The sequence below is a fragment of the Pseudomonas sp. PvP028 genome (assembly GCF_017832255.1).
GTDB classification, from domain to species: domain Bacteria; phylum Pseudomonadota; class Gammaproteobacteria; order Pseudomonadales; family Pseudomonadaceae; genus Aquipseudomonas; species Aquipseudomonas syringae.
Window position 1 is genome coordinate 766,859 of sequence record NZ_JAFIBL010000001.1, and the last position, 23,713, is coordinate 790,571.

General features: G+C 60.8%; 20 protein-coding genes and 1 riboswitch. Of the genes, 6 read left to right on the forward strand and 14 right to left on the reverse strand.

Annotated elements, in window-relative coordinates; genetic code table 11:
- Positions 1–131 precede the first annotated feature (131 nt).
- The 9 genes from parC to JOE34_RS03550 all read right to left on the reverse strand — a co-directional run bounded on the left by parC (position 132) and on the right by JOE34_RS03550 (position 9,105).
- The gene (gene parC / locus JOE34_RS03510) at positions 132–2,387 is read right to left on the reverse strand and encodes a DNA topoisomerase IV subunit A (protein WP_003317178.1); all 2,256 of its coding nucleotides are present in this window, start codon (positions 2,385–2,387) and stop codon (positions 132–134) included.
- A gap of 10 nt (positions 2,388–2,397) precedes the next feature.
- Positions 2,398–2,877: a TIGR02281 family clan AA aspartic protease gene (locus JOE34_RS03515; protein WP_153222477.1), complete on the reverse strand. Its 480-nt coding sequence runs from the start codon at positions 2,875–2,877 to the stop codon at positions 2,398–2,400.
- Between the two features lie 38 nt (positions 2,878–2,915).
- The gene (locus JOE34_RS03520) at positions 2,916–3,893 is read right to left on the reverse strand and encodes an esterase-like activity of phytase family protein (protein WP_010407529.1); all 978 of its coding nucleotides are present in this window, start codon (positions 3,891–3,893) and stop codon (positions 2,916–2,918) included.
- A complete protein-coding gene (gene parE, locus JOE34_RS03525) occupies positions 3,890–5,794 on the reverse strand; it encodes a DNA topoisomerase IV subunit B (protein ID WP_003342973.1) in 1,905 nt (634 codons plus the stop codon). Before parE ends, JOE34_RS03520 begins: the two co-directional genes overlap by 4 nt.
- A gap of 76 nt (positions 5,795–5,870) precedes the next feature.
- The gene (locus JOE34_RS03530) at positions 5,871–6,488 is read right to left on the reverse strand and encodes a YqiA/YcfP family alpha/beta fold hydrolase (RefSeq protein WP_003366268.1); all 618 of its coding nucleotides are present in this window, start codon (positions 6,486–6,488) and stop codon (positions 5,871–5,873) included.
- 88 nt (positions 6,489–6,576) lie between these two features.
- Entirely contained in the window at positions 6,577–7,383 is an 807-nt protein-coding gene (gene cpdA, locus JOE34_RS03535) for a 3',5'-cyclic-AMP phosphodiesterase (protein ID WP_032623912.1), read from the reverse strand.
- Positions 7,384–7,470: 87 nt separating this feature from the next.
- Positions 7,471–7,845 (reverse strand): hypothetical protein, encoded by a 375-nt coding sequence (locus JOE34_RS03540; RefSeq protein WP_010407519.1) that lies wholly within the window; start codon positions 7,843–7,845, stop codon positions 7,471–7,473.
- A gap of 199 nt (positions 7,846–8,044) precedes the next feature.
- Positions 8,045–8,497, reverse strand: a complete 453-nt coding sequence (locus JOE34_RS03545; protein WP_003393560.1) for a DUF1249 domain-containing protein — start codon at positions 8,495–8,497, stop codon at positions 8,045–8,047.
- Positions 8,488–9,105, reverse strand: coding sequence for an NUDIX domain-containing protein (locus JOE34_RS03550; RefSeq protein ID WP_003342963.1), 618 nt, complete (start codon positions 9,103–9,105; stop codon positions 8,488–8,490). The genes JOE34_RS03545 and JOE34_RS03550 overlap by 10 nt, the downstream gene beginning before the upstream one ends.
- Positions 9,106–9,312: 207 nt before the next feature.
- Here JOE34_RS03550 and JOE34_RS03555 point away from each other — a divergent pair, with 207 nt between their 5' ends.
- Complete coding sequence (locus JOE34_RS03555) at positions 9,313–10,059, forward strand: RsiV family protein (protein ID WP_003317168.1); 747 nt, start codon at positions 9,313–9,315, stop codon at positions 10,057–10,059.
- Here JOE34_RS03555 and cytX read toward each other — a convergent pair.
- Together cytX and thiC are read right to left on the reverse strand one after the other, a co-directional pair.
- Positions 10,028–11,317 (reverse strand): putative hydroxymethylpyrimidine transporter CytX, encoded by a 1,290-nt coding sequence (gene cytX, locus JOE34_RS03560; RefSeq protein WP_046265984.1) that lies wholly within the window; start codon positions 11,315–11,317, stop codon positions 10,028–10,030. The two genes, JOE34_RS03555 and cytX, sit on opposite strands and share 32 nt — an antisense overlap.
- 280 nt (positions 11,318–11,597) lie before the next feature.
- Positions 11,598–13,487 (reverse strand): phosphomethylpyrimidine synthase ThiC, encoded by a 1,890-nt coding sequence (gene thiC, locus JOE34_RS03565; RefSeq protein WP_010407496.1) that lies wholly within the window; start codon positions 13,485–13,487, stop codon positions 11,598–11,600.
- A gap of 154 nt (positions 13,488–13,641) precedes the next feature.
- A riboswitch (TPP riboswitch) is annotated at positions 13,642–13,746 on the reverse strand.
- Positions 13,747–13,913: 167 nt separating this feature from the next.
- Here thiC and JOE34_RS03570 point away from each other — a divergent pair.
- The gene (locus tag JOE34_RS03570; protein WP_003392099.1) at positions 13,914–15,353 is read left to right on the forward strand and encodes a TolC family outer membrane protein; all 1,440 of its coding nucleotides are present in this window, start codon (positions 13,914–13,916) and stop codon (positions 15,351–15,353) included.
- A gap of 121 nt (positions 15,354–15,474) precedes the next feature.
- Here JOE34_RS03570 and waaA read toward each other — a convergent pair whose 3' ends face one another.
- Entirely contained in the window at positions 15,475–16,755 is a 1,281-nt protein-coding gene (gene waaA / locus JOE34_RS03575) for a lipid IV(A) 3-deoxy-D-manno-octulosonic acid transferase (protein ID WP_010407492.1), read from the reverse strand.
- A 69-nt stretch (positions 16,756–16,824) separates the two neighbouring features.
- Between waaA and JOE34_RS03580 the strand changes: the two genes are divergently transcribed.
- Genes JOE34_RS03580 through JOE34_RS03595 form a run of 4 tightly spaced genes read left to right on the forward strand, consistent with a single transcriptional unit; the run spans position 16,825 to position 20,186 of the window.
- Positions 16,825–17,157 carry an SMR family transporter gene (locus JOE34_RS03580; RefSeq protein ID WP_003318197.1) on the forward strand — a complete coding sequence of 111 codons (333 nt, stop codon included), beginning with the start codon at positions 16,825–16,827 and terminating at the stop codon, positions 17,155–17,157.
- Positions 17,158–17,205: 48 nt separating this feature from the next.
- The gene (locus tag JOE34_RS03585; RefSeq protein WP_209995115.1) at positions 17,206–18,381 is read left to right on the forward strand and encodes an FAD-dependent oxidoreductase; all 1,176 of its coding nucleotides are present in this window, start codon (positions 17,206–17,208) and stop codon (positions 18,379–18,381) included.
- The gene (locus tag JOE34_RS03590) at positions 18,378–19,193 is read left to right on the forward strand and encodes an aldo/keto reductase (protein ID WP_209995116.1); all 816 of its coding nucleotides are present in this window, start codon (positions 18,378–18,380) and stop codon (positions 19,191–19,193) included. Before JOE34_RS03585 ends, JOE34_RS03590 begins: the two co-directional genes overlap by 4 nt.
- 36 nt (positions 19,194–19,229) lie before the next feature.
- Positions 19,230–20,186: a hypothetical protein gene (locus tag JOE34_RS03595; protein ID WP_003422356.1), complete on the forward strand. Its 957-nt coding sequence runs from the start codon at positions 19,230–19,232 to the stop codon at positions 20,184–20,186.
- Positions 20,187–20,301: 115 nt separating this feature from the next.
- On the opposite strand, the gene hldE is transcribed toward JOE34_RS03595, so the two are convergent.
- Entirely contained in the window at positions 20,302–21,726 is a 1,425-nt protein-coding gene (gene hldE / locus JOE34_RS03600; RefSeq protein WP_003404685.1) for a bifunctional D-glycero-beta-D-manno-heptose-7-phosphate kinase/D-glycero-beta-D-manno-heptose 1-phosphate adenylyltransferase HldE, read from the reverse strand.
- A 128-nt stretch (positions 21,727–21,854) separates the two neighbouring features.
- Entirely contained in the window at positions 21,855–23,657 is a 1,803-nt protein-coding gene (msbA, locus tag JOE34_RS03605) for a lipid A export permease/ATP-binding protein MsbA (protein ID WP_116827017.1), read from the reverse strand.
- Between the last annotated feature and the right edge of the window lie 56 nt (positions 23,658–23,713).

The following is a 23,713-nucleotide window of genomic DNA, read 5'->3' on the forward strand; positions in this document are numbered from 1 at the left end:
GACCCATGCAGGCACTGAGCCACGCATGCACCCCAAGACCCCATATCATCCGTGAATATGCACCATGACTCCAGCGATTATGCATCGTACTTCATGGCAAAACGAAGAACCTTGGTGCTAGATCAATGTTTTCAGCTATTTTCCACCAATAATGCATCGACCCTCTGGAAGCCCCTTGGCAGTTTATTGCCTCGTCGGCCACGTTCCCCCTTGTAATGTTCGAGGTCTTCAGGTTTCAGCGACAGCGTTCTTTTGCCCGCCTGAAGTACCAGCGTAGCGCCTTGTCCGATCACCGCAAGATCAGTCACATACTCTTCACGGCTGGCTACCCGCTCACCCGGAATACCGATGATCTTGTTGCCCTTGCCTTTGCCCAGCTGCGGCAAATCGCTGATCTTGAACACCAGCAGGCGGCCTTCGGTGGTCACCGCCGCCAGCCAGTTCTGCTCACGATCAGGCACGGGGCGAGGCAGGATGACTTTCGCCCCGGCAGGCAGGCTCAGCAGCGCCTTGCCCGCCTTGTTCTTGGCTTGCAGGTCTTCGCCTTTGACGACAAAACCATAACCGGCATCCGATGCGATCACGTACAGCGCATCATCTTCCGGCAGCAATACGCACTCGAAGGTCGCACCCGGTGGCGGTTGCAGCTTGCCCGTCAGCGGCTCGCCCTGGCCTCGCGCTGATGGCAGGGTGTGGGCCGCAACCGAGTAGCTGCGCCCGGTCGAGTCGATGAACACGGCGAACTGATTGGAGCGGCCGATGGACGAGGTCTTGAAACCGTCCCCGGCTTTATAGGAAAGCCCGGTAGCATCGATGTCGTGGCCCTTGGCACAGCGTACCCAGCCTTTTTCCGAGAGGACGACAGTCACCGGCTCAGTGGGCATCAATTCGTTTTCAGACAGCGCCTTGGCTTCGGCACGGGCAACGATGGGCGAACGACGGTCGTCGCCATAGGTTTCCGCGTCGGCAATCAGCTCGGCACGCACCAGCTTGCGCAGCTTGGACTCGCTGCCCAGCAACGCCTGAAGCTTGGCCTGCTCCTTGCGCAAGGCGTCCTGCTCGCTGCGCAGTTTCATCTCTTCCAGACGCGCCAACTGACGCAGACGGGTGTCGAGGATGTAATCGGCCTGAATTTCCGACAGATCGAAACGCGCAATCAGCTCCGCCTTCGGATGCTCGGCGGTACGGATGATGTGAATCACTTCATCGAGGTTCAGGTAAGCCGTGAGCAAACCGTCCAACAGGTGCAGACGATGCTCGACCTTGTCCAGGCGGAATTGCAGGCGGCGACGCACCGTACCGATACGGAACGTCAGCCATTCGCCCAGCAGTGTCTTGAGGTTCTTGAGCTGCGGCTTGCCATCCAGACCGATGATGTTGATGTTCACCCGATAACTGGATTCCAGCTCGGTGGTCGCGAACAGATGCTGCATCAGCTCGTCCAGCTCAACCCGGTTGGAGCGCGGGATGATCACGATACGGCAAGGGTTCTCGTGGTCCGACTCGTCGCGCAGGTCGGCAACCATCGGCAGCTTCTTGGCCTGCATCTGCGCGGCGATCTGTTCCAGCACCTTGGCACCGGATACCTGGTGCGGCAGTGAGGTGACGATAATGTCGCCATCTTCGATGCGATAAACCGCACGCATGCGCACCGAGCCACGTCCGGTCTCGTAGATTTTCAGCAGGTCGGCACGCGGCGTGATGATTTCCGCTTCGGTCGGATAGTCCGGCCCCAGAATGTGCTCGCACAGCTCGGCAACCGTGGCCTTGGGATCGTCCAGCAGGCGAACGCAGGCACTGGCGACTTCGCGCAGGTTATGCGGCGGCACATCAGTCGCCATACCGACGGCGATACCGGTGGTGCCATTGAGCAGGATGTTCGGCAAACGTGCCGGCAACACCGCAGGTTCGTCCAGGGTGCCGTCAAAGTTCGGCACCCAGTCAGCAGTGCCCTGACCCAGCTCGCTGAGCAGGACTTCCGAGTAACGCGACAGACGCGCCTCGGTGTAGCGCATGGCCGCAAACGACTTGGGATCATCCGGCGCACCCCAGTTGCCCTGCCCGTCCACCAGCGTGTAGCGGTAGCTGAACGGCTGAGCCATCAGCACCATCGCTTCGTAACAGGCCGAGTCGCCGTGCGGGTGGAACTTGCCGAGCACGTCGCCGACGGTACGCGCCGACTTCTTGTGCTTGGCGTCGGCACCAAGGCCCAGCTCGCTCATCGCGTAGATGATGCGTCGCTGAACAGGCTTCAGGCCGTCACCGATATGCGGCAAGGCACGGTCCATGATCACGTACATGGAGTAGTTGAGGTAGGCCTGTTCGGTGAAGTCCGCCAATGATCGGCGTTCTACACCATCCAGGCTGAGGTCAAGGGAGTCGCTCATGCGGGCCTCATTATTTCGTTGACTGGCGCAGCAGCAAATTGCCGCCACGCTGTGTGAATTCGAGTTGTTTCATTGCGCTCATACCCAGCAGCACCTGTTCACCGTCCAGACCGGGCGCCACCAGGGCACGCACATTGGTCAGGACGATATCGCCCAGTTGCAAGCGGTCAAGCGTGGTCCGAAAACCCTGACTGTTGCCATTGGCCGTGCTGACCGTGACGGGAAACCCACGCTTGAGCCCCAGACGGTCAGCCATATCTCCGGGTACTGCCACATCGGTCGCCCCGGTGTCGATCATGAACTCCACTGTCCGGCCGTTGATCTGGCCGGTCGTGACGAAGTGCCCCTGACGATTACCTGCCAGTTGCACCTCTATATAGCCGTCACCGTGTTGCGAGGTCACCACGGCATTGGGGTTCTGCTGCCGGTCTTCCCAATCGCCGAAAAAGCGCGTCGCGAGAAACAGACCGGCCGCCCAGGCCACGATCATCAGCACCTTGCCAGCGCGTTTGCCAGGCTGCACCTCGCTCACTGCTCAGCGCTCCAGCCAGCCTCAGGTGCAGCGAAACGCCAGACGATCGGGCGTTTCTCACCGTCGGCACGCACACCGAAATTATTGTCGATGCCGATCCACGCGCCCTTCTCGTCCACCACCAGTGCCTCGGTCAGCCCGTAGGGTTGATCGTAACGACGCGACGGCACCATGGCTTCCTTGGCGAACGACCAGCAACGCTCGACCTGCCCGGTTTCGAGATCACGCCGACAGATGCGATACACCGCACGTTCCAGCGTGAACAGCTTGCCGTTGTACAACGACACATCAGAAAAATCCGTCGACACCTTTTTACTGCCCTGCTCCGGCGGCAACGCGTCCAGACCGGACTCGGACAGCAGCACGCAGCTTTGCCCGCAGGTCCACTGCTCCTTGTCGCGTTGCACCACCAGCAAGCCGCGCTTCTCGCGTTCGGCTGCCAGCCAGAGACGGTCGCCCGCAGGACTCACGGCAATCCCTTCGAAAATCGCGTTGAAGCGCTGCAACATGCCCTGAGCGCGCGCCTGATCCACCAGCGCTTGCGGCAAATCCAGCCAGAACGGTTTACCGCTGACCGGAACCTTGAGCACTGCGCCGTAAGCCTCGCTGACCAGATAGCGATTGCCGGCTGCATCACAGCTGACACCCTCGAAATCCAGACTGCCGCCGCGTATCAGCGCGGAAAGACCCGCCATGAAACGCAGCTTAAGCGGCAGATAGCTTTGTGGTGCAGGTGCGTCAATGTGATGTGACTGAGCCTTCCAGGTGTCTTGCGACACATCCAGGCTGTACAGCACATTGTCGTCACGGTCGGACACGGTCCACAGTTGGCCGTTGCACATCGCCAGACCTGACAGATTGCCACCGGCCATGTCATCCACCGGGTGCTCGGATTGCAGCTTCAGGGCCTCGAGTGGCGCAGCGACAACCGGCGCGGCAATCAGGATCAGGGCGGCGAGCCAGGCTCGTATCAAGTCAGGACCTCGGCAAGATTGCCTTTCGACTCGAGCCAGGACTTGCGATCACCTGCACGCTTCTTCGCCAGCAGCATGTCCATCATTTCCGAGGTGGCGGCGAAATCGTCCAGCGTGAGCTGCACCAGGCGCCGGGTGTTCGGGTCCATAGTGGTTTCGCGCAACTGCGGCGGGTTCATCTCACCCAGCCCCTTGAATCGGGTGACCTGCGGCTTGCCACGTTTCTTTTCAGCGACCAGACGGTCAAGGATCCCGTCACGCTCGGCTTCGTCCAGCGCGTAGTAGATTTCCTTGCCCAGGTCGATCCGGTACAGCGGTGGCATGGCGACGTACACATGCCCGGCGTCGACCAGCGGGCGGAAGTGCTGCACAAACAACGCACACAGCAGCGTCGCAATGTGCAAACCGTCCGAGTCGGCGTCGGCCAGGATGCAGATCTTGCCGTAACGCAACTGGCTGATGTCGGCTGCGCCCGGGTCAACCCCGATGGCCACGGCAATGTTGTGGACTTCCTGACTGGCAAGCACTTCGCCGCCGTCCACTTCCCAGGTGTTGAGGATTTTGCCGCGCAGCGGCAGGATCGCCTGGAATTCCTTGTCGCGAGCCTGCTTGGCGGAACCGCCGGCAGAATCACCCTCGACCAGAAACAGTTCGGAGCGTGCCGGGTCCTGTCCGGCACAGTCGGCCAGTTTGCCCGGCAACGCCGGCCCTTGGGTGATGCGCTTGCGCTCGACCTTTTTGCTTGCCTTGAGGCGCCGACCGGCGTTGTTGATCGCCAGATCGGCCAGCTGCAGGCCCAGCTCGGAGTGCGTGTTGAGCCACAGGCTGAACGCATCCTTGACCACACCGGAGACAAAGGCCGCCGCTTCACGGGACGACAGACGTTCTTTGGTCTGCCCGGAGAACTGCGGCTCCTGCATTTTCATCGACAGGACGAAGGCAATACGCTCCCAGACGTCTTCCGGGGCCAGCTTCACACCACGCGGCAACAGGTTTCGGAACTCGCAGAACTCGCGCATGGCATCCAGCAAGCCCTGACGCAAACCGTTCACGTGGGTGCCGCCCTGCGCGGTCGGGATCAGGTTGACGTAGCTTTCCTGAACGCTGTCGCCCCCTTCGGGCAGCCAGAGCAACGCCCAGTCGACCGCTTCCTTGTTACCGGTGAAGCTGCCGCAGAACGGCTCGTCCGGCAGGCGCAGGAATTCGGTGACCGAGTCCTGCAGGTAGGAACGCAGGCCGTCTTCGTAATGCCACTCGACTTTCTCGCCGCTGGATTTGTCTTCGAAGCTGACCAGCAGACCCGGGCACAGAACCGCCTTGGCCTTGAGCACATGCTTGAGACGGCTGACAGAAAACTTCGGTGTATCGAAATACTTCGGATCGGGGGCGAAATAGACGCTGGTCCCGGTGTTGCGCTTGCCAACGGTGCCGACGACCGCCAGTTCGGTGGCCTTGTAGCCGTCAGCGAAGGTCATTTCATATTCGTTGCCATCACGCTTGACCCGCACCCGAACCTGAGTGGACAGCGCGTTGACCACGGAAATGCCCACGCCGTGCAGGCCGCCGGAGAACTGATAGTTCTTGTTGGAAAACTTGCCGCCTGCGTGAAGCTTGGTGAGGATCAGCTCGACGCCGGACACGCCTTCTTCCGGGTGGATGTCCACCGGCATGCCGCGGCCGTCGTCGGAGACTTCGAGCGAATTGTCAGCATGAAGGATGACCTGTACCGAACGCGCGTGCCCGGCCAGGGCTTCGTCGACGCTGTTGTCGATGACTTCCTGAGCCAAGTGGTTGGGCCGCGAGGTGTCGGTGTACATGCCCGGACGTTTGCGAACCGGATCGAGGCCCGAGAGGACTTCGATGGCGTCTGCGTTATAAGAGCTAGCGCTGGGAGTGGCCATGGGTTCTCGTTATCAATCTTTCATGGAATTTCGGGGGTTCAATGTTCTTGCATTCATGTGACCGGGCATCGATCACCTACAGCGCCGACAGATCGATCTTCTGCAACAGATCGGGGGCAAATCCGGCAAACGTCAGCAGTGCCGGCATGCGCTCGGCAAAACCCTGAAAACTGTGGTCGCCGCCCGCCTGAATGCGCAAGGCACAGGCCCGGTAAAACTTCTCGGCGCGACGATAATCGAGCGTCTCGTCACCGGTCTGCAGCCACACCTGAAACTGCTGCGGGTCCTGCGGCGCGGGTACTTCGAGCTCGGCCAGCGCCCGGATATGGTCTTCGGTCAACTGCCACTGCTCGCCGGTGTACAGGTTCTGTTGCACGCCGAGAAACCCGTCGAACAGCTGATGCGGATTGACTGCCGGGTTGATCAGCACCGCCTTGAGGCCGTGCCGCTGCGCCAAATGAGTCGCATAGTAGCCGCCGAGGGAGCTGCCGACCAGTAATGGCCGTCCCAGCGCCGTGATAGCCGCTTCAAGCTGGAGCATGGCCTGACGCGGATGGTGATGCAGTTCAGGGACTTGCAGACGATCAGCCAGACCCAGGGATTTCATCAGCGCGCTTAATTGACAGGCCTTTCTCGACAAGGCCGAGCTGTTCAAGCCATGGATGTATAGCAGTGAAGGTGTGTCGCTCGTCACGCTGTCGCTCCCGGGTGCAAGGCAAAGCCGTGTAGTTTACAGGGACTTACGCTACAGCACCTCACCGGAAACGTATCCGCCTGCCCGATCAATAGCCGGTGCCGCCGTAATCGACCTCGAATTCCAGGCCGACCACTCGGGAAACAGCCGTTTCCAGCCGTCCATCGTCATGCAGTCGCAGCCAGCGATAGCCCGGCGCCGTAGTGTCCACCTTGAAATCCACACTGCCCGGGGCGAACTGAATGCAGGTCGAAGGCGACGCCAGCAGGCGCACGCCGTTACGCATCTGATCGAACTCTTGATGCACATGCCCCCACAGTATGGCGCGAACCTGCGGAAAACGATCGAGCACGGCAAACAACGCATCGGCATTGCGCAAGCCGATCGGCGCCATCCACTCACAACCAATCGCCACCGGGTGATGGTGCAGGCAGACCAGGTGATGCCGGTCAGGCGCTTCGCTCAGCGACTGTTCCAGCAACTGCAATTGCGCAGCCGCGAGAAAACCCGGCACCGAACCGGGCACCGCTGAATCCAGCAGCGTCACCCGCCATTGACCGATATCCACCACAGGGTCGAGCAGCCCGTGATGCTGCGCAACCTGTTCCATCTGCGGCAGTTCGTCGTGATTACCGGCGAACCAGCGCGCTGGCGCATCGATCCGCCCGCTTATCTGACGAAACGCTTCGTAAGACTCGACACTGCCGTCCTGGGAGATATCGCCGCTGGCGACCACAAGATCGATGTGCGGCTGCTCGGCCAGCACCCGATCAACGACTTTTTCCAGACTGTCCCGCGTACTCATGCCCAACAACGCCTCGTCCGCCTCGGCGAACAAGTGGCTATCGGATATCTGCACCAGCAAAACTGACGATGAAAGGGCTGCGCTCGGCAAGACCGTCTCCCAGAGAGGATTCAGCGCGATTATGTGATGCGGCAACGGGCGGGTAAACCGGGAATGTGCGTGCGGACGAGCATTTGGTCACATTTGCTGATTCGCTCGGTGCTTGAGCACAATTGAAGCAATAAGTCCGGCCGACACCATGCCTGCCAGTCCCGCACCCAAGAGATAGCTCAACACGCGCTCATAAGGCATTCCGGGCCAGAGATATCCCGCCAGCAAAAGCTCCAGGGCAACACCAAGAATCATTCCTGCCAATCCAGCCAGATGAACGATCCACGGCATGAGCCTCAAAGACAGAATACCGATGACCGCTCCGATAATGGCCATATACAGGGAGTGCTCCCCACGCAGAGCGCTGCCTGTCAGGGTTATCACCTCGATATAGCTGAAAAGGCTGAAAGTGATTCCCGCGAAGCACGCTAACTGACGCCGAGGAGTGCCTAAGTAACTCATTCGTTATACCTGCAAATCAATTCAGGCCGAATGTAAGGCATTGGGTTTCAAATCCAAGGTGCCGGGGTATTTTCAGAAACAACCTACAGGACCGAAGCACACCCACTGTCAGTTGATGTCACTTGCTGGTCAATCAGATGTGGGAGAAATCCAGAGCGAAGCCGGGAAGCGGTAGTACGAGAACAACTGAGGATAGGAGTTAACGCACCGCCTCAAACTCATGCCCACACGCCAGGCAGTGACTCAGCCATTCGCCCAGAAACAGGTTGAGCTGGGCTTTTTCGTCTGGTTGGTGCATGTCGGCGTTGGGGTAGGGATAGATGCCCCGGAAGCGCCGTGCATGTTCGGCGCCGATGACTTCGGCCATGCGTGCGTCGTGGTAGACCTGTACTTCGAGCTTGGGCACCGGTAGCCAGGGCAGGCTGTGTTCCTGGCAGACCTGCAAGGTGGTGGTGTACGGGCAGTCGAGCAGCACTTCGACTGCCAGCACGCCGAGCATCTGATCACCCTGGGTAACGGCGACGCGGCGTGAGCGCTGTTCGTTGCGCATGTCGGGCAGCAGGCGCATCAGGCGCGCGTAGTTGGCCTCGCACGCGGCCTGCAGTCCGGCAAGATCGACACGGTAGCGTTCGCGCACTGGACTCACGACCATAAACCCCTTATCTCTGCACGATTCAGCGCCAGCCATTGCAAGGCGATGATCGTCGATGCGTTCTTGATTATTCCGTCTTTCATCGCCTGCATGGCGTCATCGAATGACCAGACCGTGACCCGGATGTCTTCGCCTTCGGATTCCAGCCCGTGCAAGCCGCCCGCGCCTTCGCTCGTGCAGCGCCCCAGAAACAGGTGAACGTACTCGTCGCTGCCACCCGGCGAAGGGAAGTATTTGGTGATCGGCCACAACGCTTCGAACTTCAGCCCAGCTTCCTCTTCCGCCTCGCGATGAGCAACTTCTTCCGGCTGCTCGTCCTTGTCGATCAGACCTGCGACCAGTTCGACCAGCCAGGGGTTGTTGGTCTTTTTCATGGCGCCTACGCGAAACTGCTCAATGAGCACGACTTCGTCACGTTTGGCGTCATAAGGCAGCACGCAGACGGCGTCGTGGCGAACGAACAGTTCGCGGCTGATTTCCTTGCTCATCCCGCCCGCGAACAATTCGTGGCGCACATGCAGCTTGTCCAGCTTATAGAAGCCCTTGAAGCAGTTTTCACGCTTTATGGTTTCAAAAGCGCTTGGTGCAGATCGTGTGGTCTGGGTCATGGGTTTCTCGCTTGCCGCCGTGTTTGACATCGGGCCATCCTAACGCGCATCGGCAGTCAGATGCAGCCCCCTTGAAGATGCAGGGTAGACGGCCGGGACTTAAAACAATTCTAATCTGCCATGATCGAACCGAAGACGTTGTTTACAGTCCAACCAGCCTGCATACGTACAACGCAACCGCCTTTACTGACACTGCCAAGGATCAACATGTCGTTATTGAGGATCACTTCACTGGCTTGCCTGGCCCTGTTGCTCGGCGCCTGCCAAAGCCTCTTCACGCCCAACATGCGCACACCGCTGCAAGTCCAGCGCGATGCTTCCGAGCTGATCAAGCCGGGCTGCACCACGGCCGACTGCCCGCTGGTGAACATCGATACCGTGCACTTCCCCGATGAGCCGCGCCTGGACGCCATCGTTCAGAAGACGTTGCTGCAACTGACCGTTGCCGACAGCAGCGCATCGCCGCCTGTGTCGATCAAAGCCTATCAGGAACAGTTTCTGAGCCAGGCCCAGGGTCGCAACGCCAGCTATCTGCAGGCCAAGGTACGCGAGCAGCATGACGGTATCGTAGTGGTCGAACTGTCCAGCTATCTGGAGACCGGCGGTGCCCACGGCAACCCGGGTCGGGCGTTCATCAACTATTCGCGTCAGCAGCAGAAAGTCCTGACCCTGGCTGACATGATCATCCCGGGCAAGGAAAGCGAGTTCTGGCAGAAAGCCCAACTGGCCCACCAGGGCTGGCTGGTATCGACCAAGATGAATGAAGACAGCGAGTTCATGAAGACCTGGCCGTTCAAGCGCACGCCCCACATTGCGCTGACCTACGGTGCAGTGATCCTCAAGTACTCGGTCGATACCATCGCGCCGTATTCGATGGGTCACATCGAGCTGAAGATTCCTTACCCTCAGCTCAATGGCATTCTCAAGCCGGAACTGTTCCCCGGCCGCGGTTGATCGCACCGCCGATCAGCAGCTGCAACACGCCAGCGACAATGAGCGCTGGCAGTGTTGCACCCACTTCAGGATAAAGATTGGCCAGCAGATGATAGGTGCTGAGCCCGCCGAGCCACGCCAGCAGGCTCATCCAGCGCAAACCGCCCTCCGCTACCTGACCACTGCGACCACGCAGGATGAAATGGTCAACCAGCACGACGCCGAACAGCGGCGCGAATACCGAGCCGATCAATAACAGAAAGTTCTGATACTGCGCCAACGGTGCCAGACAGGCGATCAGCGTACAGACCACGCCAATCGCCAATGCCAGATGCTCGACTTTGATGCGTGACAGCAGAGCACTGGAGACTGCAGCCGAGTGAATATCGGCGAACGCATTTTCCGTCTCGTCCAGCAGAATCAGGAGCAGCGGGATACCCAGGCCTGCGCCGGCCAGCGCCAGCAGCAAGGCATTGACCTCGCCGCTCGGGGCGAACGCCAGGGTGTAGGCGACGCCCAGGCTCATGAGCCAGAAGTTACCGATGAAAAAGCCGGCAGCCGTGCCGCCAAAGACACTTTTCGCGCGCTGCCCGAAGCGTGAGTAGTCGGCAATCAGCGGCAGCCACGACAGCGGCATGGCGATGGCAATGTCGAACCCCGAGGCAAACGGCAGCGAACCATCGCCAGAGGTTGCCCACAGCGCGGGCAGATCAGCCTTGGCCAGCAGGTTCCAGGTCAGCCATGCACACGCCGTCAAGAGTATCCACAGGCCCCACTTGCGCAGAAACCGGCGCACGAAGGTCAAGGGTCCGCTGACGGCCAACAGCGTGGCCAGTGCGCCGAACAACAGCGTCCAGAGCAGCGGACTGCTCCACAGGCTGCCCTCTGCAAAGGCCCGAGCGCCGAGCAGACTGGCTGCGTCGCGCATGACGATGATCTCGAACGCCCCCCAACCGATCAGTTGCAGCAGGTTCAATACAGCGGGTAGCGACGCGCCCTTGCTGCCCAGGCTGAGTTTGAGCGCAGCCATGGACGACAGGCCGGTATCGCTGCCGATCACGCCGACGCTGGCGAGCAGCAAGACGCCCACCAGCGTGCCGAGGAAGATCGCCAGCATCGAGCCGGACATGCCCAGCCCTGGTGCCAGCAAGGCCCCGGTCTGTAACACCATCAGGCCAATGCCGAGGGAAAACCACAGGGAAAACAGATCCCGCCCGCCGAACACGCGCTGGCTGGCGGGGACGGGGGTGTCGGGAGAATAGGTGCCGGGTGTATTCACAGGGGTGTCTCGTGTGGAAAGTCTAGGAACCGGGTGCAGACGCACTGCACCTTCAGAATCGGACGCAGAGCGGGCTTCTGGCCGTAGGCCGTGGGAGCGAACTTGTTCGCGAAAGGGTCGTTACATCCGCTGAAGATGTATCGCCCGGAATAAAGCTTTCGCTCCTACGCCCTTCGGGCAGAAGCCAAGCCCTTTCGCGAACAATGCGGATCGCCGCCCCGGTCGCTCCTATGCCCTTCGGGCAGAAGCCAAGTCTCTCTCCCGGAGTGGCTATCGCTCTCTACACCTTCTTGTACAACTGGCTGCCTTCCTGCTTGAAGCGCTCGGCCTGTTCGGCCAGTCCCTTGGCGACGTCGACGTCTACCGCTTCAATCCGCTGATTGGCGGCGTACTCGCGGACTTCCTGAGTGATCTTCATCGAGCAGAATTTCGGCCCGCACATGGAGCAGAAATGCGCGACCTTGGCCGAATCCTTGGGCAGGGTTTCGTCGTGGTACGAACGCGCGGTGTCCGGGTCCAGGCCGAGATTGAACTGATCTTCCCAGCGGAACTCGAAACGCGCCTTGCTCAAGGCGTTGTCGCGGATCTGCGCACCCGGATGGCCTTTGGCAAGATCCGCCGCATGAGCCGCGATCTTGTAGGTGATGATCCCGGTTTTGACATCATCCTTGTTCGGCAACCCCAGATGTTCCTTGGGCGTGACGTAACACAGCATGGCGCAGCCGAACCAGCCGATCATGGCCGCCCCGATGCCCGAGGTGATGTGGTCGTAACCCGGCGCGATGTCGGTGGTCAGCGGGCCAAGGGTGTAGAACGGCGCTTCGTCGCAGCATTCCAGTTGCTTGTCCATGTTCTCCTTGATCAACTGCATCGGCACATGGCCAGGGCCTTCGATCATGGTCTGCACATCATGCTTCCAGGCGATCTTGGTCAGTTCGCCCAGCGTTTCCAGCTCACCGAACTGCGCCGCATCGTTGGCATCGGCAATCGAGCCCGGACGCAGGCCGTCGCCCAGCGAGAAGCTGACGTCGTAGGCCTTCATGATTTCGCAGATGTCTTCGAAATGCGTGTAAAGGAAGTTTTCCTTGTGGTGCGCCAGGCACCATTTGGCCATGATCGAACCGCCACGGCTGACGATACCGGTGACACGCTTGGCAGTCAGCGGCACGTAACGCAGCAGCACCCCGGCATGGATGGTGAAGTAATCGACGCCCTGCTCGGCCTGCTCGATCAGCGTGTCGCGGAACAGCTCCCAGGTCAGGTCCTCGGCTGCACCCCCCACTTTTTCCAGCGCCTGATAGATCGGCACCGTACCGATCGGCACTGGCGAATTTCGGATGATCCACTCACGGGTTTCGTGAATGTGCTTGCCGGTGGACAGGTCCATGACCGTGTCCGAGCCCCAGCGGATGCCCCAGGTCAGCTTGGCGACTTCCTCTTCGATGGAAGAGCCCAGTGCGCTGTTGCCGATGTTGCCGTTGATCTTCACCAGGAAGTTGCGACCGATGATCATCGGCTCAAGCTCGACGTGGTTGATGTTGGCCGGGATGATCGCGCGGCCCCGGGCAATCTCTTCACGCACGAACTCGGCAGTGATTTCTTTAGGAATGCTCGCGCCAAAGCTGTGCCCGGCATGTTGCTGGGTCAGCAGACCTGCGGCGCGGGCTTCCTGGAGCTTCATGTTCTCGCGGATGGCGACGTATTCCATCTCGGCAGTAATGATGCCCTGACGCGCGTAGTGCATCTGGCTGACGTTGGCGCCGGCCTTGGCCCGGCGCGGGTTGCGTACATGAGCAAAGCGCAGCGCGGTGAGTTCGGCATCGCTCAGGCGTTGCTGGCCGAAGTTGGAGCTCAGGCCCGGCAGACGCTCGGTGTCATTGCGCGAGTCGATCCATGGCGAACGCACGTCAGCCAGGCCTTTGCGCACGTCGATGATCACATTGGGGTCGGTGTAGGGGCCGGAGGTGTCATAGACCGTGACCGGGGCGTTAATCTCGCCGCCAAAGTCAGTCGGGGTGACGTCCAGGGTGATTTCGCGCATCGGCACGCGGATGTCCGGGCGCGAGCCCTGAACGTAGATTTTCTGCGAACGGGTAAACGGCTGTACCGATCCGGAATCGACCTGCGCCGACTCACTCAAATGGGCTGCGTTTTTTGCTTTTATACTCATCACGGCTCTCCAGACATCCAGTTGCGGATTTATTGTCGGAGTGACCTGACATGACGGACGGGTGCACCAATGCTGGTGCTGAGTATCGAAAGGAGGCGAAACTGTTCATTATTTGAACAATCGACCCCGGACGGCACTCAAGAGGACTCGCCGGGAGACGAGAAATCTTGTTCCCTACGCAGGCGCTAACCTGATCAGGTTCAACGGGATCCGGTTTAACCGATCTCAGCCTCATAGCAAGGCACCCCGACAAGAACGCCGCCAGTCTATGACGGGGTGCCGTCGCAACGCCAGCCTATTTGCACGGGGCTCGATAAATGGCGCAAATCGACGATTGTTGCCAAAAGCGTCTGGCTCTACACTCCCTAGCCCGGTTTCTCTTCAACCCGAGCTCTAATTACTTTCTTCATGAACAGGGAATGCCTCATGTTGCGCAAACTTTCGTTGGTCGTGGCTGTTTCGTTTGCGTCCAGCGGGTTGACCTGGGCAGCCGAATTGCCAAGGCCAACGCAGACAGGGCTGTTGAGCGTTTATCAGCAGGCCGTGGACAACAACGCCGACCTCGCAGCCTCACGCGCCGATTACGATGCACGCAAGGAAGCCGTGCCGCAGGCCCGCGCCGGTTTGCTGCCGAACATTTCCGGCAGCGCCCAGAACAGCAGTACCCGGACCAGCATCGATCAGCCCAGAGCCGTGGCCACCCGCAGCGGCAACCTCTACCAGGCCACGCTGAGCCAGCCAATCTTCCGCGCCGACCGCTGGTTCCAGCTGCAGGCTGCCGAAGCGAGCAACGAACAGGCGGCACTCGAGCTATCGGCTACCGAGCAGAATCTGATCCTGCAATCGGCGCAAAGCTATTTCAGCGTACTGCGTGCACAGGACAATCTGGCCTCGACCAAGGCCGAGGAAGCGGCCTTCAAGCGCCAACTGGATCAGGCCAACGAGCGCTTCGATGTCGGCCTGTCGGACAAGACCGATGTACTGCAGGCGCAGGCCAGCTTTGACACGTCACGCGCCAGCCGACTCATTGCCCAACGCCAGGTCGACGATGCCTTTCAGGCGCTGGTGACGCTGACCAACCGCGAATACAACTCGATCGAAGGCATCGTGCATACCCTGCCGGTGCTGGCACCGACGCCCAATGACGCCAAGGCCTGGGTCGATACCGCCGCGCAGCAGAACCTCAATCTGCTGGCCAGCAACTACGCAGTCAATGCCGCCGAAGAAACCCTGCGTCAACGCAAGGCCGGACACGCGCCGACGCTCGATGCGGTGGCGACCTATCAGCGTGGCGATAACGATGCACTGGGTTTCAGCAACCCCAACTACACCGGCCGCAACTACGGCGGCGACGTCGAGCAGCGCAGCATTGGCGTGCAGTTGAATATCCCGATCTACAGCGGCGGGCTGACCAGCTCACAGGTACGCGAAGCCTATGCGCGCCTTAGCCAGAGCGAGCAACGCCGTGAAAGCCTGCGTCGTCAGGTGGTGGAAAATACGCGCAACCTGCATCGCGCGGTGAATACCGATGTGGAGCAGGTCCAGGCCCGCAAACAATCGATCATTTCCAACCAGAGCGCGCTGGAAGCCACTGAAATAGGTTATCAGGTCGGCACCCGCAACATCGTCGACGTGCTGGATGCACAACGCCAGCTGTATGCCTCGGTGCGGGACTACAACAACACGCGTTACGACTACATCCTCGACAACCTGCGCCTCAAGCAGGCAGCAGGCACCCTGAACCCGGGCGACCTGCAGGACCTGTCGCGCTACCTGAAGGCCGACTACAACCCGGACAAGGACTTCCTGCCGCCGGACCTGGCGACTGCCGCGCAGAAGAACTTCGAGCGACCTGCAAAGCGCTGACAAGTGGCGCAGAGCGTCACGAAATGCATTCCCACGCTGGAGCGTGAGGAACGAGAATCTCAACTATCGTGCCGACGCTCTGCGTCGGCATGCCGTTCCGGACGCTCTGCGTCCTCCCGACTCAGCGCCTGTTCATCAACCGCCCGATCCCGTCGAGCAGACGTTGCAGCGCGCCCTGATTGGCTTTCATCACCGCGAGCCCGGCATCGGCCATGTTGCGCGACTGCTGCGGCTGGTCGAAAAGGCCCTGCACGGCGGCGGCCAGCGCTGCTGCATCGTTGACCTCTTGCAATGCACCGGCCTTGCGCAGCATTGCGGCAATCTCAAGAAAGTTGAACAGGTGCGGACCGCTGAGTACCGGCATGGCCAGCGCCGCAGGCTCCAGCAGGTTGTGCCCGCCGTTGGGCACCAGGCTGCCGCCAACAAAAGCGATGTCAGCCAGCGCATAGAGAAACAGCAATTCCCCCATGGTATCGCCCATCAGCACCGAGACGTCCGCCGTGACAGCCTGTGCGGAGGAACGCCTTACCGTCGCAAAACCCTGTTGCTGACACAACGCATGCACGCTGTCGAAACGTTCGGGGTGGCGCGGCACCAGAATCAGTAGCGCATTGGGGTGACTGGTCAGTAACGTGCGATGAGCCGCCAGCACGCTTTCATCCTCGCCTGCATGCGTGCTGGCCGCGATCCAGACCGGACGCTGCGTGGTCTGCCATTGTTCACGCTGCTGGGCGGCACGCTGCAGAAGCTGCGGGTCGATGCTCAGGTCGAACTTGATCGAGCCGGTCACCGCCACGCACTCGGGACGTGCGCCCAAATCACGAAAGCGCTGCGCCTCAGCTTCAGTCTGCACCGCGAACCAGGCCATTTCCGCGAGCATCGGTCGCGTCAGCCCGGCAAAGCGCGCGTAACCCCGCGCCGAACGCTCCGACAGCCGGGCATTGGCGAGCACCACGGGAATCCCGCGCAGGGAACACTGATGGATGTGGTTGGGCCACAGCTCGGTTTCCATGATGATCCCCAGCCGTGGCTGTACCTGATCGAGAAAACCAGCGGCCGCCCACGGCAGGTCGTAGGGCAGGTAGCAATGCTGAATCCGCGGCTCGCTGGCGAACAGCACCTTGATTCGTTCCGAACCTGTGGGCGTCATGCAAGTCACAGTGATCGGCAATTGCGGATATTGCACCAGCAGCGACCGAATCATCGGCGCGGCGGCGATGCTTTCCCCCACTGACACCGCATGCACCCAGATGCCGCCCCGCTGCATGACCGGCAAGCCGCGGGCGAAGCGCTCGCCGATGCGCTGGCGATACGCCGGGGCCTTGCGCGCACGCAACCACAGACGCAGGGCAACCAGCGGCAGGCCGAGATGAAACAGTACGGTATAAAGAGTTCTATTCATGGGCGCGGAGTTTATCAGCCCGCCATCACAAGTCGCTAGAATGCGCAGCCTGACGAAAAGGAATGCACCATGAACGCTTATTACCTGTTGGCTATCGCCGTTTGCGCGGAAGTCATCGCCACCACGTCCATGAAAGCGGTGAAGGGATTCAGCACCCCGCTGCCCCTGGTGCTGCTGATTACCGGCTATGCGATCGCGTTCTGGATGCTGATTCTGGTGATGCGCACGATCCCGGTGGGCATCACTTACGCCATCTGGTCAGGCATGGGCATCGTACTGGTGAGCATCGCGGCGTTCTTCATCTACGGCCAGAAACTCGACCTGCCCGCGCTGCTGGGCATGGGCATGATCGTGGCAGGCGTGGCAGTCATTCAGCTGTTCTCGAAAACCGCCGGGCATTGAAAACCCGATCCTTTATAATGCTGGTACTTTTCGCTCACTGAGGTGCTCATGCCATCGGTTATTTCCACTGACGTGCTGATTGTCGGGGCTGGCGTCGCCGGTCTCTGGCTCAATGCCCGGTTGCGTCGTCAAGGGTTCTCGACAGTGCTGGTAGAAAGCGCCAGCCTGGGTGGCGGGCAAAGCCTCAAGTCTCAGGGGATCATCCATGGCGGCGCCAAGTACGCGCTGCACGGCGCGCTGTCGGGTGCCTCCGAAGCCATTGCCGACATGCCGCGTCGCTGGCGTGAGGCCCTCGATGGCAAGGGCGAGCTGGACCTGTCCGGTGTACGCCTGCTGTCCGAGGCCCATTACCTGTGGTCGCCAGGCACCATCGCCGGCAACCTCACCAGTTTCTTCGCCAGCAAGGCCGTGCGCGGCCGTGTGGATCAGGTCAAGGGCGAGCAACTGCCGCCAGCCCTGCAAAACCCCAAATTCAAAGGCAAGGTCTATCGACTGGCCGAGCTGGTGGTCGATGTACCCAGCCTGATCGGGCGGCTTGCCGAGCTGGCCGGTGACAGCCTGCTGGCCGGTCAGCACATCGAGCCGCTCTTCGAGGGCGATGAACTGATCGGTCTGCGCGTCGATGGTCGCGATATCCATGCGCAGCGCATCGTGCTCAGTGCCGGTGGCGGCAATGCCGATCTGCTGAACGCACTGTGCGTGTCGCAACCGCAGATGCAGCGCCGTCCGTTGCACATGGTGCTGGTCAAGGGGCCGACCTTGAAGCCGCTGTACGCTCATTGCCTGGGTGGCGGGCCCAAGCCACGCATCACCGTGACCACGCACCCGGCCGCAGATGGCCAGTGGGTTTGGTATCTGGGTGGCGATCTGGCCGAAGCCGATGGCGTGGCGCGCCAACCGGACGCGCAGATCGCCGTCGCGCGCAAAGAGCTTGAGGCGCTGCTGCCGTGGGTCGACCTGAGTCAGGCGCAGTGGGCGACCCTGCGTGTTGATCGTGCCGAGCCGGCTCAATCAGGGCTGGTGCGCCCGGACAACGCCTTCCTCGACAGCCAGCAACGTCTGATGATCGGCTGGCCGACCAAGCTGGCGCTGGCACCGGACTTCGCCGACCGGGTCCTGTCGCAGCTGTCCAGAGACGGCATCCACCCGACCCCGCAAGCTGCGCTGAACGATGTGCCACGGCCTCCGATGGCCATACCTGTCTGGGATGAACTGCTGCCATGAGCCTGAAAACCCTGCACGATCTGCATCGCCCGCTGGGCAGTACCGGCCTGAACGTATCGCCGCTGGGGCTGGGCACCGTCAAACTGGGGCGCGACCAGGGCGTCAAATACCCCAGCGGCTTCAAGATTCCCGATGACCAGCAGGCGCAGATGCTGCTGCGCATGGCCCGCGACATGGGCATCAACCTGATCGACACGGCACCCGCCTACGGTACCAGCGAAGAGCGCCTGGGGCCGCTGCTGCGCGGTCAGCGCCAGGACTGGGTAATCGTCAGCAAGGTTGGCGAGGAGTTCGTCAACGGCCAGTCGAGCCATGACTTCAGCGCCGCCCATACACGCACATCGGTCGAGCGCAGCCTGAAACGTCTTGAAACTGACTTTCTCGATCTGGTTCTGGTGCATTCGGACGGCAACGATCTGGCGATCCTCAACGACGCCGGGGTATATCAAACGCTCGCCGACCTAAAGCGCGAAGGCAAGATTCGCGGCTTCGGCTTTTCCGGCAAGACCGTCGAAGGCGGCCTGCTGGCGCTGCGCGAGGGTGACTGCGCAATGGTCACTTACAACCTCAACGAGCAGGATGAAAAACCGGTACTGGATTACGCGCAGGCTCATGGCAAAGGCATTCTGGTCAAGAAAGCACTGGCCAGTGGTCATGTCTGCCTGACACCCGGCATCGACCCGGTCCACGCCAGTTTCCAGCTACTGTTTGAACATCCTGCGGTTGCCAGTGCTATTGTCGGCACCATCAACCCGTTGCACCTGGCACACAACGTTGCAACTGCCGCTGCCGTGATTTGCCGTCAATCCTGATTGAGGCGGCCGACCCCAACGCAAGAAGGAGCCGTTATGCCGCGAACACTGATCCGGAAGAATCCCAGCAACTTCAAGACCCTGCCGCTGTTTGTCGAGGCCACTGCGGAAAGCCTGAGCTACCAGAGCGTCGGCATGCCGATGAACTTCGCGCAGACCTTGCAGCGGCGGCGCAAGATCGACGTGCCGGACACCGAACACTTCGCCACCGAACTGGCCAATCTGGGGGTGTCCGTTCGCCTGACCGTCAATTGGCAGAACCGCGATTACTGGGTGCTGGTTCGCCAACGTCGCCAGGACCGCGGCGACGTCGTGCTCAAGCTGATCTCGGGTTACGTCCCGGCCCATGAGCTGACACTGCCGCTGCACACCGCGATTCAGGAAGTGGCCGAAGAGTGCCTGATCGAAACACCGCAGGGCTGGCTCAGCGGGCTGTTCAAGGAAACCTGGCTGCCTGCGCCCTATGCCGCCGCGCTGCATTATCGCGAGGCCATGCCCTTTCGCCTGAGCCCCCTCTCCGGCGCCGCGAGACCGGTGCGAACCGGCAGCCTGACCCTGCTGGAACGTCCACGGGCCTATGTGCATTTGCCCACGGCGTCCTTGCAACTGATTTACGACATGCGCCTGGAAATCCCCAAGGAGGCGCGCCCGGTCAGCCTTTTCCATGTCGACGAAGCTCTGGAAAACGATCAACTGGTCGCCCGCCTCAACCGCAGCAAACCTGACCTGTACCTGATGCCGCTGGAGAATGGCGCGCCCCTGCCCGAGCTGTACACGCTCAAACGCGACAAGCTGATTCCGGCCGGCACGAGAGGGTTGTACCTGGCCGAGAGTTTCGCCGCGCAGGATGGCTGGGTGGTGCGTGAAGAGCGGATTCGCTGGAAAGACTGGCTACGTCAGCAGGGCATGGCCCCGCCAGCGAAGAAGTCAGGGCTGAAACGCCTGACCGGCAAGGCGCGAGAGCTGTTGCACTCCATTAGTGGCAAGCTGTAAACCTCAAGCCTCAAGCCTCAAGCCTCAAGCCTCAAGCCTCAAGCCTCAAGCCTCAAGCCTCAAGCCTTTTGATTTGATCTGCTTTGGCTTGCAGCTTGCAGCTTGTAGCTAACCCCTACCCCTGCCCTCGAATCTTCTCGACAATGGCGGTGGTAGAGCTGTTTTCCACCAGCCCCAGCACACGCACTTCGCCGCCGTACGCCTGAACGATATCGGCACCGACCACCTGATCGACACCATAATCACCGCCCTTGACCAGCACGTCGGGCTTGACGTGGGTCAGCAGGTTTTCAGGGGTTCCTTCCGGGAAGCTGATGACCCAGTCCACGGCCCCCAGACCTGCCAGCACCGCCATGCGCCGCTCAACGCTGTTGATCGGTCGGCCTGGCCCTTTCAAGCGGCTGACGGACGCATCGTCGTTGACGGCAACGATCAGGCGATCACCCAGGGCGCGCGCCTGCTCCAGGTAGGTCACATGACCGGCGTGGAGAATGTCGAAGCAGCCGTTGGTGAAAACGATCCTTTCCTTGTGCGCGCGTGCGTCATCGACCGCCAGCAGCAGTTGCTCCAGGCCCAGTACACCGCGCTCGGAGCCCTCTTCACGCTGAATGGCCCGGCGCAATTCAGGGGCACTGATGGCCGCGGTACCCAGCTTGCCGACCACAATGCCCGCCGCCAGGTTGGCCAGAGCCACCGCATGCGGCAACTCTTCGCCGGCAGCAATCGCTGCCGCCAGGGTAGAGATCACCGTATCACCAGCACCGGTCACATCGAACACTTCGCGGGCACGGGCCGGCAGATGCAGCGCCTGCTGATCAGGACGCAGCAGGGTCATGCCATGTTCGCCACGGGTCACCAGCAGCGCGCCGAGATCGAGCTCCTGCATCAACTGCGCACCCTTGGTGACCAGTTGCGCCTCATCGACGCAATGACCGACGATGGCCTCGAATTCGCTGAGGTTCGGCGTGATCAGGCTGGCACCGCGATAGATCGCGAAGTCCTTGCCCTTGGGGTCGGCCAGCACCGGAATGCCGCGCTTGCGGGCGGCCTGAATCAGCGCCTGATGGTTTTTCAGTGCGCCCTTGCCGTAATCCGACAGGACCAGCACCTTGATGCCATCCAGCAGGCTGTAGACCTCTGCGCTCAGGGCCAGCGGGTCAGTCCTGAACGGTTCTTCGAAATCGATACGCAACAATTGCTGGTGGCGACTCATGACACGCAGTTTGACGATGGTCGGCTGATCGGCGATGCGCTGAAAGCGCGCCAGCACACCAGCAGCCTTGAGGCTGTTGGTCAGACTCTCGGCAGCTTCGTCATCCCCCGTCACGCCGACCAGCGAAGCGGGTGCGCCCAGCGCAGCGATGTTCAAGGCCACGTTGGCAGCGCCACCCGGACGGTCCTCGATCTGATCGACCTTGACCACAGGCACTGGCGCTTCAGGGGAAATACGCGAGGTACCACCATGCCAGTATCTGTCGAGCATGACATCGCCCACCACCAGGACAGGAGCCTGATCAAAGCGCGGCATGGATAGCTTCATGGAACAACCCGTACTTGAAAAATGGACAGGGGCGGAATCTTAGCACAGGGGTTTGCAACCGACAGGCTGTTGAATCACGCCGCTCAAAAGGCAGGCGGACCGCCTGGGTCCGCCCGGTGAAAGTCAGGTCAGACAGCGCCGACCGGAGCCGGCTCGTCCAGCCCCATGGCATGCAGGCGGGCGTAATAGCCGTTCTGCGCCAGCAGCTCCGAGTGCGTACCGCGTTCGACGATCTGCCCGGCGTCCATGACCAGAATCAGGTCGGCCTTCTCGATGGTCGAAAGGCGGTGGGCGATGACCAGCGTGGTACGGCCCTTCATGACGTGATCCAGCGCCGCCTGAATGTGCCGCTCGGACTCGGTGTCCAGCGCCGAGGTGGCTTCGTCGAGAATCAGCAACGGGGCGTTCTTGAGCAGCGCGCGGGCAATGGCCAGACGCTGGCGTTGACCGCCTGACAGCAGCACACCGTTTTCGCCCACCTGGGTATCGAAACCCTGCGGCAACTGGTCGATGAACTCCTTGGCGTACGCATCAGCGGCGGCCGCTTCGATGTCGGCACGCGGCGCACCGGCCAGATCGCCGTAGGCAATGTTGTTGGCAATTGTGTCGTTGAACAGCGTGACGTTCTGATTGACCTGAGCGATGTGCCTGCGCAGGTTACGCAAGCGATAATCGTTGATCTCGACGCCATCGAGCAGGATGTTGCCCATGTCGTGCCCGTAGAAACGCGGAATCAGGTTGGCCAGGGTCGACTTGCCGCTGCCGGAGCGTCCTACCAGGGCAATCATCTGTCCCGGCGCGGCGGAGAAACTGATGTCGTTCAACACCTGACGCGCCGTCTGCGGGTAGAAGAAGCTGAGGTGCTTCACCTCGAGGTGGCCGGTCACGCGCTCACGCTCGATGGTGCCGGTGTCGACTTCCTCTTCCACATCCAGCTGTTCGAAGATGCTCTCGGCACCGGCGACGCCCTTCTGGATCGTCGAACTGACTTCCGACAGCTGACGAATCGGCTTGGGCAGCAGGCCCGCAGCGGTGATATAGGCGACCAGATCACCCGCAGTCGCTTCACCACGCAGGAACAGCACGAGGAACATCAGCACCGCCATGGCGCTGTAGATCACCAGTTGCAGCATCGGCGTGTAGATGGCGCCGGTCTTGGTCATGCGCAGCTGCTTTTTGGTGTTGCTGTTGCTGGCCTGGGCAAAGCGCGCCTGCTCGTAGGACTCGCCACCGAAGCTGCGGACTACGCGATAGCCCTGAATGGTTTCCGAGGCAACATGCGTGACATCGCCCATCGCCACCTGGATCTTCTTGCTCTGCTTGCGGAATTTCTTGCTCGCGGTGCCGACCATGACGGCAATCAACGGCAAAATCGCGAGCATCACCAGCGTCAGCTTCCAGTTCATCATCAGCAGATAGATGAAGAGGAACACCACGGTCAGGCCTTCGCGAATCACCACCTTGATGGCATCGGTGGCAGCGCCGGTCACCATCGTGACGTTGAAGGTGATGCGTGAGATCAGATGACCGGAGTTGGTCGTATCGAAGTAGCGATTGGGCAACACCAGCAGCTTGTTGAACAGCTCTACGCGCAGGTCATGCACCAGCCCCAGGGAAACCTTTGCCAGGAAATAGTTGCCCAGAAACGAGCCCAGCCCCTGCCATGCGGCGATCAGCACGATCAGCAGCGGCACGGCCTGCAACAGCTGCAACTCGCGCAGGTAAGGAACATTGGGAAACAGCACCGCTTCAGGATTGGTCAGGCCATCGACGAAATATTTCAGGATGCCGGCGAGCATCGGCTGGGTCGAGGCGAAGATCACGAAACCAATGATGCTGAGCAGGAAAATGCCCACATACGGACGCACATAAGACAACAGGCGGAAATAGATTTTCACGCTGGAGGTTGCGGACGATTCGGAGGTTGTCATGAGAATCCGTCGTGTTAAAAAGAGGCCGAATTGTATCACAGCGGTTTTCGCGGCTG